Origin of the sequence: Hymenobacter cyanobacteriorum (genome assembly GCF_022631375.1) — a bacterium.
Classification (GTDB): Bacteria; Bacteroidota; Bacteroidia; order Cytophagales; family Hymenobacteraceae; genus Hymenobacter; species Hymenobacter cyanobacteriorum.
Genome location: NZ_JALBGC010000006.1, coordinates 1 through 12,557, shown reverse-complemented (window position 1 = coordinate 12,557; position 12,557 = coordinate 1). Strand labels below are relative to the sequence as shown.

Below are 12,557 nucleotides of genomic sequence, written 5' to 3'. Positions count from 1 at the left end.
CGGTGGTGCCCTTTCCCCAGTTGCCATGAAACACCTGCTGCTGACCGCCGCGCTGCTCGCCGGCCTCACCCTCTCGGCCCGCGCCCAGACGCCCGCCACCCGCAACGCCACCGCCATGCATGACCGCGAAGCTTTTCAAAAAGGTGCCTTCCAAGGGGCCACGGCCGACCAGGCCCAGTACCACGTCATCTACCAGCTTGACAGTGACGACCCCAAGCTCATCCAGCAGACGCTGCGTAACATCGGCAACGCGCTGGAGGACAGCCGGCTTAAAGGCAAGCTCACCGTGGAGCTGATTGCCTTCGGCGGGGGCACCACACTCTACCGCAAGGACCAGCCCTACGAGGCCCAGCTCACGGCCCTGAAGCAGAAAGGCGTGATTCTGGCCCAGTGCCTGAACACACTCAAGGAAAAGAAAATCAGCAAGGACGAGCTGCTGCCCCTGATTTCCTACGTGCCCAGCGGCAACGGCGAGCTCATTATCCGGCAGGCCCAGGGCTGGTCGCTGGTGCATCCGTAGCGCCGGACTCTCCGCTGCTTTCGTGCTTTTCTCCGCTTTCCTTACCCAACCCCATGAAACCCCTTCCGCACCTGCTGCTGGCGCTGGCACTGGCCGCCCCGGCCGCCCTTTTCGCCCAGACCATGCCTATCCAAAAGCCCACGCCGCCCGAGCCGGCCCACCGCTTTGACCCGCCCTGGAACGCGCCGTTTCAGGCTGGAGTGCCCTTCACGGTGCCGGGCATCGACAACGCGCCCGACCTCTACGGCGACGTGGTGGACCCGCAGTTGGTGGTGTTTTTCGGGGGCAACCAGTTCATGGTGCTCGATGATTTGCTGAAGGAGTTCCGCAAGGCCCACCCCGAGTACGTGCGCATTTTCGTGGAAACGCTGCCGCCCGGCATCCTGGCTAAGCAGATTACGCAGGGCAGCCTGGTAGTAGGCAACCTGCGCATCGAGCTGAAGCCCGACGTGTACGCGGCCGGCAAAAACCGCATGGATATGACGCCGGAGTGGTTTGCCCGCACCACCAGCTACGCCCAGAACCGGCTGGCCATCCTCGTGCGCCAGGGCAACCCCAAGAAGGTGACCAGCCTGCGCGATTTGGGCCGGCCCGAGGTGCGCGTGAGCATGCCTAACCCCGAATGGGAAGGCATCGGCAAGCGCATCGAGGAATCGTACGAGAAGGCCGGGGGCGCGGCCTTGAAAACGGCCGTGATGACGACCAAAGTGAAAGCCGGCAGCACTTACCTGACCCAGATTCACCACCGCCAGTCGCCCCTGCGGGTGCTCTACGACCAGTCCGACGCGGCCCCGGTGTGGTACACGGAGGCCTTTTATCAGAAAATGCTGGGCCACCCGGTGGAAAGCGTGGCCATCCCGGCCAAGGAAAACATCATGGCCAACTACGTGGCCGGGGTGATGAAAGCCGCGCCCCACGCCAAGGCCGCCGAAGACTTTGTGGCCTTCCTTAACAGCCCAGACGGGCAGGCCGTGTACCAGAAATACGGCTTTTTGCCGCCCGTTAAGTAACGCGCTAATACCCATGAAAACATCCCCGCTTACCCGGCTCCGCCGCTTCGCTCTATTGCTCATGTCTCCTGCTCTGCTCGCGGCCGCGCCGGCCGCCGCCCAAACCCTGCACGTGTACGGCCCCGGCGGCCCGGCCACGGCCATGAAGGAATGCGCCGCCGCCTTCACCAAACAAACCGGCCTGGACGTGGCCGTCACGGCCGGCCCCGAGCCCAAGTGGCTGGCCCAGGCGCAGCAGGACGCCGACCTGGTGTACGGCGGGGCCGAGTACATGCTCACCCAAACGGCGCTGGCCCACCCCGGCTTTATCGACGAAGCCAGCCGCACCAGCCTCTACGCCCGGGAGTCGGCGGTGCTGGTGCGCCCCGGCAACCCGCTGCACATCAAGCGGCTCGAAGACCTGGCCCGGCCCGGCGTGCGCCTGCTCGACGTGAACGGGGCCGGCCAGATGGGCATGACCGAGGACATGGCCCGCAGCAGCGCCCTCATCAGCAACCTGCAGCACAACACCAAAACGTCGGTCAAAACCAGCGCCGAGGCCGTGGACCTCTGGCAGCAAAAGCCCCAGGACTACGACGCCTGGATAACCTATGCCTCCTGGCAGCCGCGCCTGCCCGGCTCGGCCCTCGTGCGCCTGCCCCGCGACCAGCGCGTGAGTCGGGGCACGCCCATTGCCCTCACCCAGCGCACCACGCAGGCCGCCGCGGCCCGGCAGTTCGTGGCCTTTCTGCAGTCGGCCGACGGGCACGCCATTTTCCGCCGCAACGGCTGGGAATAGGCCGGGCGTTGGCGGCCGGAAAGCAAACACGAAGAACGTCCTGCTTCGGCTGCGCTCAGCAGGACGGGCAAATGGCTCTTGGTTTTCACTATTCCACCTTGCTTTCCCGCATTCGCATGGCTATTCCTTCGCTTCCGATGCCGGTGCCTAGCACCCCGTTGCCCGCCGCCCCCCCGGCCGACCACGAAACGCCGCACTGGCTGTTTCGCTACGTATTCAGCCAGGACCCCAAGACCATTGCCAAACAGTACCTGCTTACGGGCATGGCCTGGGCTCTGGTGGCGGGCACGCTTTCCACGCTGTTTCGCTTGCAGCTGGGCTAACAAAGCAAGTTTGAAAATACGGGCCGCCGTACCTGCGGCAACCGCTTCTCCATCATCCAAACCCCATGACCCGTCTCGCTCAACTCCCCGGCCTGCTCGCCCTGACCGGCCTGCTGCTCACCGCCATCAACCCACCGGCTCACGGCCAGGAAGGCGGCAAAATGCTCAAAAAAGAAGGCAAAACCGACGACAAGTTGCTGCGCGAAAACCGCCGCATGATGCGCGACGGCCGCGTGAACCACGGCCAAAGCCTGAGCAAAGAGCCCAAGCTCGTTCGGGAGGAAGACCGGCTGGACCATCGCCAGGCCCCCGCCCCGCGCAAAACCCGGCGGGCGGGCGGTTCGCCGCGCTAGCCGATGGCCCAGTCTTCGTCCCACGCACCGCCCCTGGCCTACACTGAAGTAGCGGGCCAGAGCCTGCGCCGCATCGAGTCACTCAGCGACGGCGTGTTTTCCATCGCCATGACCCTGCTCGTGCTCAACCTGCGGGTGCCGGCCGCCGCCCTCGTGCGCACCGAGGCCGACGTGGGACCGGCCCTGCGGGCGCTGCTGCCCAGCATCGGGGGCTACGTGCTGGGGTTTCTCTCGCTGGGCATTTTCTGGGTGTGCCAGAGCACGCAGTTCACCTACCTGGCGCGCAGCGACCGCCGGCTGGCCTGGTGGCACATTGCCTTTCTGCTGGTGGTGGGGCTGCTGCCCTTTTCCACGGCGTTTCTCACCACCCATTTTCCCCTGCGCGGGGCCGTGCTGGTGTACTGGGCCAACCTGCTGCTGCTGGGCGGGGCGTTGCTGGGCAGCTACCGCTACGCCCAGCGCCACGGACTGCTGCGGCCCGAGCACGCGGCCGTGGGCCGGGCCCTGGTGCGCCGCCTGGGCCTGATGCAGGTGCAGTACGCGGCAGCGGCGGGCCTGTGCTTGCTCAGCGTGCCGGCCGGGGCGGGGCTGCTGCTGCTGGTGCAGCTTAACTACGCGCTGGGCCTGGTGGCCGACCGCTGGCTGGGCGACTGAAGAACCCATCGGGGCCAAATGGTGCCGCGTGGGTGGGCGTATACTCCCCCATTGCCTGTCCTATTTCCTTTCTGCTCCCTCCCATGAAAAAACACCCCCGCCTGTACCTGGGCCTGCTGGCCGGCGTGGTCGCCATCACCGCCAATACGCTGGTGCTGAAAGCGGCCCCGCTGATGGCCGTCAACGCCGAAAGCGGTGGCCTGCTCAAGCTTGTGCTGCTGCATACCACGCCGGTGTTGCCGGCCGGGCTGCTGCCCGTGGTCAAAGCCGAGGGCTTCAAGCTGCTGTTTCATTACCTCACGGGGCTGGGCATGGTGGGGCTGTACGTGCTGGTGTTCGAACCCCGGCTGCCGGACAATGGCTGGGTAAAAGGCGGCCTGTTTTCGCTGCTGCCCTGGGTCCTCAACGGCTTCGTGGTGCTGCCGCTGCTGGGGCAGGGCTTGGCGGGCGGGCACGTGCTGACGGCCGGCGGCATGGCGTACTTTTTTGTTGCCAACGCGGTGTTTGGGCTGGTGCTGGGCGGGCTGTATGCGTACCTGCGCCAGCAGCAGGAGGCGGCAGGGGTCTAGCAGCGCTGGTTTCCGTAAGCGTTTGCTAGTTAAATTTCCGCTCTTCTCGGCGTGCATTTCCGTCCTGCCCCACTATTTAAGTCTGGTCATGAAAATCACCAAGTACATCCATTCCTGCCTGCTGTTTGAGCTGGATGGCCAACAAATTCTCTTCGACCCCGGCAAGTTTTCCTTCAACGAAGGCCTGGTGCAGCCGGAGGTTTTTAAGGACGTCTCGGTCGTCCTCATTACCCACGACCACCCCGACCACCTTGATGTGGTGGCGCTAAAGAAAATCGTGGCCCTGCGCCAGGCCGTCATCATTTCCAATCGTGAAGTGGCGGCCGAATTGAAAAAGCACGGCCTGGCCGTGCAAATCCACGAGGAAGGCCCCCTGGAGTTGGGCGCGTTTCAGCTGCACGCCATTCCGGTGCAGCACGAGGCCATTCTCGACAGCCCGCTGCCACAGATGACGGCCTGGCTGGTGAACGACACGGTGCTGAACCCGGCCGACTCTTTTGCGCACAACCTGCTGCAATTCGCGGGCGTGGAGCTGCTCATTCTGCCCGTCACCGCGCCATTTCTGACGGAGCTGGTGGTGGCCGATTTCGCCCTGAAAATGCGGCCGCAGCAGATTCTGCCCGTGCATGACGGCTACATCAAGCCCTTCTTCGTGCAGCAGCGCTACGAGAACTATGGGCCGTACTTTGAGAAGCACGGCATCACGTTTCACCGGCTGGCCGAACCGGGCGCGGCCATTACCCTCACGTAGCCCACCCCCATGCCGCTTACCCCCACCAACCCCCTCGCCCTTTCGGACCGGCTGGCCCTGCAACGGACCCGGCTGGCCAATGAGCGGACCTTGCTCACCTACGTGCGCACCAGCCTGGCACTGGTGGGCTTCGGGTTGGCGCTCCTTCAATTTCACCCCGAGCGGGGCGGCCGGTTGGGGTACTCCGCGCTGGCCGTGGCGGGATTGGTGCTGGCGGTAGGGCTGCTGCGCTTTCGGGCGCACCGCCGGGAGCTGGCGGCCTGCCAGCTCCCGGCTGGCGGCGGTGGTTGAGCAACAAACACCCCCGGTGCTACCCGAGGCAAAAGCGTTTGCACCCATAAAAAAGGCCCCTGATGCGTCATGCACCAGGGGCCTTTTTGGTCAGCAGCCGGCTTACGGCTGCGTGAGCGTGACCGCGCCAGCCGGGTTCTTGTCGCCGAGCACCACCACGGCAAAGCGCCCCGCCAGCCGCAGCCGAATCTGGTAGTAGGCGTTGACTTCGACCGCGCCCTCGGCATCGGTTTTGAAAGAAATGACGGGCTCCGGGGCTACCAGCGTGGTTTTATTGTCCGACAGGTACAGCGTGTAGGGGGTGTTGGCGGCCAGCTGCTTGAGGGCCAGCACCATTTCGTCGAGGTCTTCGGTGGGGCGGATGGTGGCCCCGCCGCCCACGCCGGGCACTGGCTGCGTACCCAGGGGCACCAGCCGAATATTCACTGGCGTCACCGGCGTGAAGGCTTCGAGGTTGCCCGTGCCGGGGCTGCCGCCCCCGGCTTTCACCACGTAGAGCAGGGCCTGCGGGGCCTGGCCGCTGCCGGTTTCGGTGAGTTTGGTATTCGTTTTGGTGTCGATGCTGACCAGCGCGTCGCCGTTTTCCAGGCCCACGTAGAGCTTGCTGCCGTCGCCGTTGGGCCACACGCCGTGGGGGTTGGGGCCCACCGGAATGGTGGCCACCAGCTGGCGCTGCCGCGAGTACACTTTCACCACGTTTTCGCCGCCCACCGTCACATAGGCGAAGTCGCCGGCGCTGGCCCCGCTGAAGCGGGTGCCGCCGCCGGGGCCGGCCATGTTTACGTGGTTGGTGCCGGGGCCGGTGTCAATCACGCCTTCCACGGCGTAGGTCTGGGCATTCACCACGGTCACCTTGCCCACGTCTTTGTGCGTCATCCACACCTGCTGGCCGTCCTCGGTCACCACCAGATTGGGCGAAAACTTGCTCACCACCGGCACCCGGGCAATCACCGCGCGGGTCTTCACGTCAATCACGTCGAGCATCGCCGTTTGGGAGTGGTCCACGAACGCCACCTTGCCATCGGGCCGGAACACGACCATGCTGGGCTCGTGCTCGGTGGCGATGTTTTTCACCACCTGCAGCTTCTCCACGTCAATCACCGTCACGTAATCCTTGCCGCGCACCGCCACCCAGAACTGCTTGCCGTCGGGCGTGAAAAAGCCCTCGTGGGGATTGCGGTCCACGTACACCTTGCCCTTCACCGTGTTGGTGGCCAGGTCGATGAAGATAACGGCGTTGGTGAGCGTGGCAATCACGCCCAGCGTCTTGCCATCGGGCGACACGCCCAGCCCGTGCACGTTGGACTCCATGTCGTAGAGCGGGCTCAGGAACTCGGGCCGGCCCTTGCCCAGGCGAATCACGCCCAGCAGCCGGTTGGTGCTCGGGTCGTGCACCGACACCGTGTTCGACGACTGGTCGGCCAGGTACACCCGGTCGGCGGCGCTGGCCGCGACGGGGCCGGGGTCGGGCGGCACCACCATGTCGGGCAGGGTTTCCTCGCTGTTCTTTTTCGAGCAGGCCCCGAGCAGCAGGGTGGCCGCAAGGACCAAAGTGGAGAAGTTAGTAATGCGCATGGAAGAATAAAATGGAGTGGAAGGGATGCTAAAAAACGAAGGCTGGCTCGTCGTGAAACGGGCCAGCCTTCGGACCGTTGCGGGGCTACGGCGTAAATTTCAGGGCCTTAGCGCGGGGCCGGGGTCAGCAGCTGGCCGTTGGCCACGGGGCTGATTTGCACCACCTGGGTGGCGCTGCCGGTTTTGCCCGCCGCGTCGGTTACGGCGGCTTTGAGGGTGACGCTGGTTTTGCCGCCCAGCTGCAGGGTACCGCCCACGCTCCAGCCGAAGGTGGTGCGCACGAAGCCGCTCGGGTCCAGCTCGCTGCCGGCCGTGTTGAAGACCGGGGCCAGGTTGCCGCCGGCCGGAATCACGTTGCCGTTGGGCTGGAGCAGGGGCACGTCGAAGGTGACTTTCAGGCCCGGCACGTAGCGGTTCACGCCGGCGTTGGATTGCGTCTTGTCTTCAATCGTGCCGCGGTCGGCGGCGGGCTTGCCAAAGGTGCCGTCCCCGTTTTCGGCCACGTTGATGCCGTTGCGCGACTTATCGAGCGCCGACACCTGGATGAAAAACAGCGCGCCGCTGGTGGGCGGGGCCGGCAGCACACCCGCCGTCTGGATGCCGGGGCTGATGCTGGAGGGGGTGCGCGGGGCAATCATGGTCACCGTGGGGCCGTCGGGGTTGTCCACCGTGCCGTAGGTGATGGGTTTGGGGGCGGGCGTCAGGGCCTCACCGCTGAAGGCCCCGTTGGGTCCGGGGCCTACTTTCAGCAAGCGGGTGGCCGTGACCTTGCGGCCGGCGCGGTCCGTTACCGAAGTAGTCAGCGTGCAGCTGGTAGTACCGGCCGCCACCGACTCCAGCACGTGCCAGCTCACCCAGGTGGTCACGCCGGGGCCGGGCGTGTCGTCGGTGCCGGCGATGTTGAAGAGCGAGGCCAGGTTGGTTCCCTTGGGGATGGTGCCGCCGTCGGGCTTAATCAGGTCCACGTCGAGGCTGGCCGCGAAGCCGGGCAGGTTCACGTTGGGCTGGCCCAGGGCGGCGGTGTTGCGGATGTTGAGGCTTTCCTTGGTGGGGATGGTGACGGTGTCCTTGGTCACGATTTCCAGGTTGATGGCGAAGCCCGTGCCGTTGTAGTCGGCCGTGGTGGCGTTGCCCAGCCGCCCGCCGGGCATGATGGTCGCGCCCTCCACCGGCGAGACGATGTTGAGCACCGGCGGCGCGCTGGTGTCGGCGATGGCCTCGTTGTCTTTCTTGCAGCCGCCGAGCAGCAGCGCACACGCCGCCACCGGCAGCAGAAACCGCTTGAGCGAATGCGCCCGCGAGCTGATGCCAGTGTGTTGATTGAAAATGGATTGCATATTGTAAGGTTGTGGTTACAAGTGAATTCAGTTTAGATTAGCTCGGCATTGCAGCAGGAATGGTTGTCCCGGCGGCCATTAATGGCCTTTGGGTGGCCGTCCAAAGGCGGACTATTCGGCCACCAAAACGGGTTCGCTGTCAGCGGCTTTGGGCGCGACGATTACCCGCGAAAACGTTTTGCCGGATGTATTCAAATCCCCGCCCGCGATGCGCTGCACCGGCCCCAGCGCCTGGCCCATGGCCCCGCCTTTGGCGTCGGTGCGCACGGTGGTCAGGGCGTAGTCGCGGGGGTAGAGGGCCTTGGTGCCGCTGGTCAGGAAGATGTCGTAGTCGGTGTTGGGCGTCAGGCCGCGCAGGGCGAAAGTGGCCAAATCCACCAGCCCTTCCGAGCGCAGGGTCATGGTGCCGGTGGCGGGGCCGGGCGTGGGCGGCTTCAGGGTGCGGACGAGGGCGGGCTGGTCCACCAGCTGCCGGCCCAGGCCGGTGGCGGCGGCCGCGCCGGCCGGCACGGCGTTGGGCACGTACATCAGGGCCATCGGGGCCTGCCCGACTTTTATTTTGGCCAGCACTTTATTGCTCACGGTGCTGATGGCCACGGCCGAGTCGCCGTTTTCCAGGCCCACGTACACCCGGCTGCCATCGCCCGAGGGCCAGATGCCGTGCGGCAGCGCCCCCACCGGAATGGTGGCCAACTGCTTAAAACCCGGGGCGCGGCTGTACACCTTCACCACGTCCTCGCCGCCCACCGTCACGTAGGCCAGCTTGCCGGCGGCCACGTCCACCGTGGCCACGTGGTTGGAGATGGGGCCGGTCGTCAGCACGCCGCTGATGGTGAGCGTCTTGGTATCCAGCACCGACACCTTGCCCACGTCCTTGTGCGTGAACCAGATTTGCTGGCCGTCCCGGGTAGGGAAGATATTGGGCGAGAAGGGGCTCACCACGGGGACCTTTTTGATGACTTTGTAGGTGGCCACGTCCACCACCGCCAGCTCGGGCGAAAAGCTGGAACACACGAAGGCGCGCTGGCCGTCGGGGCTGAAGGCCACCTGGCCGGGGCCGTTGGGCACGGGCACGCGGCGGGTTTCGCGCAGCGTGGCCACGTCGATGACGGAGAGGTAGTCCTCGCCGCGCACCGTTATCCAGGCCTCCTTGCCGTCGGGCCGGAACGTAGCCTCGTGCGGGGCGCGGCCCACGTACACGCTGCCCCGGATGGCATTCGTAGCCGTCTCGATGAAAGTGACGTTATTGGAGCCCACCGACACCACGGCCAGCAATTTGTGGTCGGGCGAAGCGCCCAGGCCGTGCACCAGCGCCTGCCCTTTGTAGAGCGCCGACAGCAAATCGGGCTGCGGCTTGCCCAGCACAATTTGGCCCAGCAGCTGGTTGTCGGCGGGGTCGATGACCGAAACGGTGTTGGAAATCTGGTCGGCGGTGTACACCCGGTCGCGGTGGCTCACGGCCTGGGCCGCGGCGGCGCTGGTAATAAGCAGCAGGCCGGGGAGAAGGGGAAATTTCATTTGGGATTGGGGGAAAAGAACATCATGCTGAGCATGTGGCGCATCAAGCCAGGAGCGCAGCCGTAGTCGAAGCATGACGGTTCTGATGGATTGGGCGCTATTTGCCAGAACTCTGGCTCGCCACCGGATGCTGCTTCAGCCAGGCGGCCATCTGCTGAATCTCGACCTGCTGCTCGGCGATGATGCTTTGGGCGAGGCGGCGCAGGGCCGGGTCTTTGCCGTAGAGCAGTTGCAGGCGGGCCATGTCCACGGCACCCTGGTGGTGGGGCAGCATCATGGCCGCGAAGCTGGCGTCGATGTCGTTGGGGTTGGCGCCGGTCATGCGGCGCATGCCCTCGTCCATCACCACCATCACCGAATCCATGCCGTGCTGGAAGGCGGCGACCGGGGTGCCCGGGGCGGCCATGCCGTGGTTCATGTGCATGCCGGCCATGCCCGGCATCGGTTTCGTGCCCGCCGGGTGGTGTTGGGCGCGGGCCGCAACGGCTCCGCCGAAGGTGAGCGCCAGCAAAAAGAGGAGGGATTTGGTCATGTCGTGCACCGGGGCCGCCCCGTTAGCGGGGGGCTGGAGGGCTAACGCGCAACCCGGGGAAATGACTGCCGCCGGAGGGCCAACTGGACCAATACCAGGTTGAACCGGACTTCAACGGCCCGGTCTGGGCTTAGGCGAAGCGCTTGAGCAACTGCTGCACCCCGGCGCTGTAGCTGCGCGAGGAGGTGACGTGCTGGCCGTTGGCCATGCGAAACAGGTACTCGCCGTGCGACCAGTGCTTAAAATCCACGATGTGGGCCGGGTTGACGATGCACGAGCGGTGGATGCGCAGGAACACGGCCGGGTCAAGCCGCTCGGCCAGCTGGCCCAGGGCCGTGCGCAGCGGGTAGTGCCCGCCGGCCGCGTGCAGCAGCACGCCGTTGCCGGTGGCTTCGAAGTAGCACACCTCGGCGGCCGGCACGAAGAAGCTGCGCGCCGGCAGTTTCACCAGAAACTGGTCCTGGTAGTCGGCCGCCGGGGCGGTCCAGCGGTGCAGCAGGGCCTCCAGCTCGGGGACGCGGGCCTGGTCCTGGCGCAGCGCCAGCTGCTGCTGCACCCGGCCTACGCAGTCGGCAAACCGGTCGGGGTCCAGGGGCTTGAGCAGGTAATCGACGGCGTGCAAGGCGAAGGCCTGCACCGCGTACTGGTCGTAGGCCGTCACGAACACCACCAGCGGGAGCGGCTGGCCGGCCGCCTGCAGCCGCCGCAGCACCTGCACGCCATCAAGGTCGGGCATCTGCACATCAAGGAAAACGACGTCGTATGCGCCGGTGTGCAGGGCGGCGAGGGCCTCGGTGCCGTTGGCGGCTTCGCCCGTTACGGCCAGCGCCGGAAAATCGGCCAGCAGCTCGCGCAGCAGGCTGCGCGCCAGGGGCTCGTCGTCGACCAGCAGCGTGCGGATGGGGCTCATGCGGGCTCTGGGGTAACGCCGGCCGCCGCCCGCCGGAACGGGATGGACAGGCGCAGGCAGTAGCCGCACGCCGGGGCCGACTCCACCGCCAGGGCATAGTCCGGGCCGTAGAGCGTGGCCAGCCGGCTTTCCAGGTTGCGCAGGCCGATGCCCCGCGCGGCGGTGTCGGCCGCGCCCCGGCCGTTGTCCTGCACTTGCAGCAGCAGCCGGTCGCCCTGTTTTTCGGCCCGCACGGCCAGCTCGCCGGCCCCGGCGCGGGGCGCCAGGCCGTGGCGCACGGCGTTTTCTACCACCGGCTGCAGCAGCAGGGCGGGCAGCAGCGCCCCCTGGGTATCGGGGCCAATGTCATAGCGCACGGCCAGTCGGTCGGGGAAGCGGGTTTGCTCGATTTCCAAGTAAAGGCGGGTGAGGCGCAGCTCCTGTTCCAGGGTCACTTCCTGCTCGTCGGTGCCTTCCAGTACCAGCCGCAGAAACTGGCTGAGCTGGGCCAGCATGCGCCGGGCGGCCTTCACGTCCTGGCTCATCAGGGCCGACACGGCGTTCATCGAGTTGAACAGGAAGTGCGGCTGGAGCTGCATTTTCAGGGCCTGCAGCTGGGCCTGCACCAGCTGGGTTTCGAGCTGGGCCGCCCGCACCCGCCCTTCGCGGTACCGCTCGCGGTACTGCACGGCGTAGGCAATGCAGAGCAGCATCCAGTAGATGGGCACCCAGTTGTTGGCGTTGGCGACGACGGTATTTAGAGAGATGGCGCCCGGCGTAGCCCCGCTGCCGTGCATCACGGTGGCGTACACCAACCGGTAAGCAAGCGTGAGGACGTAGCTGGCCGCCGCGTGGGCCAGCAGGTGCGGCAGCCGGTGGCGGCGTTCGAGGAGGTTGAAGCGCGCCGCCAGGGCGAACACCACGGGCGTGAGCAGCCCCCAAATCAGCCCGTGCAGCAGGCGCCCGCCCAGGGCCTCGCGCCAGTCGGTGGGCGTGCCGGCCGAGAGGTTCTGCACGAAAATCAGCAGCACCATGAACCCGCTGAACAGCAGCCACGCCAGGGCAATGGTGGGGCCGCTCACCAGGGGCGGGGTCTTCTGCGGCGTTTTCAAGGGCCCTGCGGTCGTGCTCATGCGCTTTAAAGGTAGCGAAACCCGCCGGAGCCGCGCTGGCCGGGCATTCAAGACGGCCTTTTTAGCGGGCCAACGGGCCTTCGGGCCAACATGGGGAGTAAGGTCGAGCCAAACTACAGCGCTAGAAGGAGCCCCGGTAGTTAGCGGAAGAGGTAGAATGGCGCGAACTCATAACGGAGGGCCACACAATTTCTAACGGTTCGTTTAACTCGTATGATTGTCATGCCTTTCTGCGAAAGGTAGCCGGAGCAGGAAGCAGGGTCACCACGTTTAACTAAACGCGAAGCTGCGGCCTCGACGTTGCTCAAAAGAAAGCGTGCCCTG

The 12,557-nt window shown here is 66.0% G+C and carries 15 protein-coding genes; 9 read left to right on the top strand and 6 right to left on the bottom strand.

The window, feature by feature from the left end; genetic code table 11:
• Positions 1–25: 25 nt before the first annotated feature.
• The 9 genes from MON38_RS19710 to MON38_RS19670 all read left to right on the top strand — a co-directional run bounded on the left by MON38_RS19710 (position 26) and on the right by MON38_RS19670 (position 5,249).
• Positions 26–520 (top strand): DsrE family protein, encoded by a 495-nt coding sequence (locus MON38_RS19710; RefSeq protein WP_241937870.1) that lies wholly within the window; start codon positions 26–28, stop codon positions 518–520.
• A gap of 53 nt (positions 521–573) precedes the next feature.
• Positions 574–1,530, top strand: a complete 957-nt coding sequence (locus MON38_RS19705) for a molybdate ABC transporter substrate-binding protein (RefSeq protein ID WP_019949220.1) — start codon at positions 574–576, stop codon at positions 1,528–1,530.
• 61 nt (positions 1,531–1,591) lie between these two features.
• The gene (locus tag MON38_RS19700; RefSeq protein ID WP_019949219.1) at positions 1,592–2,308 is read left to right on the top strand and encodes a substrate-binding domain-containing protein; all 717 of its coding nucleotides are present in this window, start codon (positions 1,592–1,594) and stop codon (positions 2,306–2,308) included.
• Between the two features lie 116 nt (positions 2,309–2,424).
• Positions 2,425–2,631, top strand: coding sequence for a hypothetical protein (locus MON38_RS19695; protein WP_073112413.1), 207 nt, complete (start codon positions 2,425–2,427; stop codon positions 2,629–2,631).
• A gap of 65 nt (positions 2,632–2,696) precedes the next feature.
• Positions 2,697–2,984, top strand: coding sequence for a hypothetical protein (locus tag MON38_RS19690; protein ID WP_241937869.1), 288 nt, complete (start codon positions 2,697–2,699; stop codon positions 2,982–2,984).
• A 3-nt stretch (positions 2,985–2,987) separates the two neighbouring features.
• Entirely contained in the window at positions 2,988–3,638 is a 651-nt protein-coding gene (locus MON38_RS19685; RefSeq protein WP_019949216.1) for a TMEM175 family protein, read from the top strand.
• Positions 3,639–3,721: 83 nt separating this feature from the next.
• Entirely contained in the window at positions 3,722–4,207 is a 486-nt protein-coding gene (locus tag MON38_RS19680) for a hypothetical protein (RefSeq protein WP_241937868.1), read from the top strand.
• 88 nt (positions 4,208–4,295) lie between these two features.
• Entirely contained in the window at positions 4,296–4,958 is a 663-nt protein-coding gene (locus tag MON38_RS19675; RefSeq protein ID WP_241937867.1) for an MBL fold metallo-hydrolase, read from the top strand.
• 9 nt (positions 4,959–4,967) lie between these two features.
• Positions 4,968–5,249 carry a YidH family protein gene (locus tag MON38_RS19670; RefSeq protein ID WP_208133673.1) on the top strand — a complete coding sequence of 94 codons (282 nt, stop codon included), beginning with the start codon at positions 4,968–4,970 and terminating at the stop codon, positions 5,247–5,249.
• A 102-nt stretch (positions 5,250–5,351) separates the two neighbouring features.
• On the opposite strand, the gene MON38_RS19665 is transcribed toward MON38_RS19670, so the two are convergent.
• From MON38_RS19665 to MON38_RS19640, 6 genes are all read right to left on the bottom strand, one after another.
• Positions 5,352–6,824: a YncE family protein gene (locus tag MON38_RS19665; RefSeq protein WP_241937866.1), complete on the bottom strand. Its 1,473-nt coding sequence runs from the start codon at positions 6,822–6,824 to the stop codon at positions 5,352–5,354.
• Positions 6,825–6,931: 107 nt separating this feature from the next.
• Positions 6,932–8,161 (bottom strand): hypothetical protein, encoded by a 1,230-nt coding sequence (locus tag MON38_RS19660; RefSeq protein ID WP_241937865.1) that lies wholly within the window; start codon positions 8,159–8,161, stop codon positions 6,932–6,934.
• A gap of 111 nt (positions 8,162–8,272) precedes the next feature.
• Entirely contained in the window at positions 8,273–9,679 is a 1,407-nt protein-coding gene (locus tag MON38_RS19655) for a YncE family protein (protein WP_208133670.1), read from the bottom strand.
• A gap of 97 nt (positions 9,680–9,776) precedes the next feature.
• On the bottom strand, positions 9,777–10,211 hold the full coding sequence (locus MON38_RS19650; protein ID WP_208133669.1) for a DUF305 domain-containing protein: 435 nt from the start codon (positions 10,209–10,211) through the stop codon (positions 9,777–9,779).
• Between the two features lie 130 nt (positions 10,212–10,341).
• Positions 10,342–11,121, bottom strand: a complete 780-nt coding sequence (locus tag MON38_RS19645; RefSeq protein WP_208133668.1) for a LytR/AlgR family response regulator transcription factor — start codon at positions 11,119–11,121, stop codon at positions 10,342–10,344.
• Positions 11,118–12,233, bottom strand: a complete 1,116-nt coding sequence (locus tag MON38_RS19640; protein ID WP_208133667.1) for a sensor histidine kinase — start codon at positions 12,231–12,233, stop codon at positions 11,118–11,120. Before MON38_RS19640 ends, MON38_RS19645 begins: the two co-directional genes overlap by 4 nt.
• Positions 12,234–12,557 lie beyond the last annotated feature (324 nt).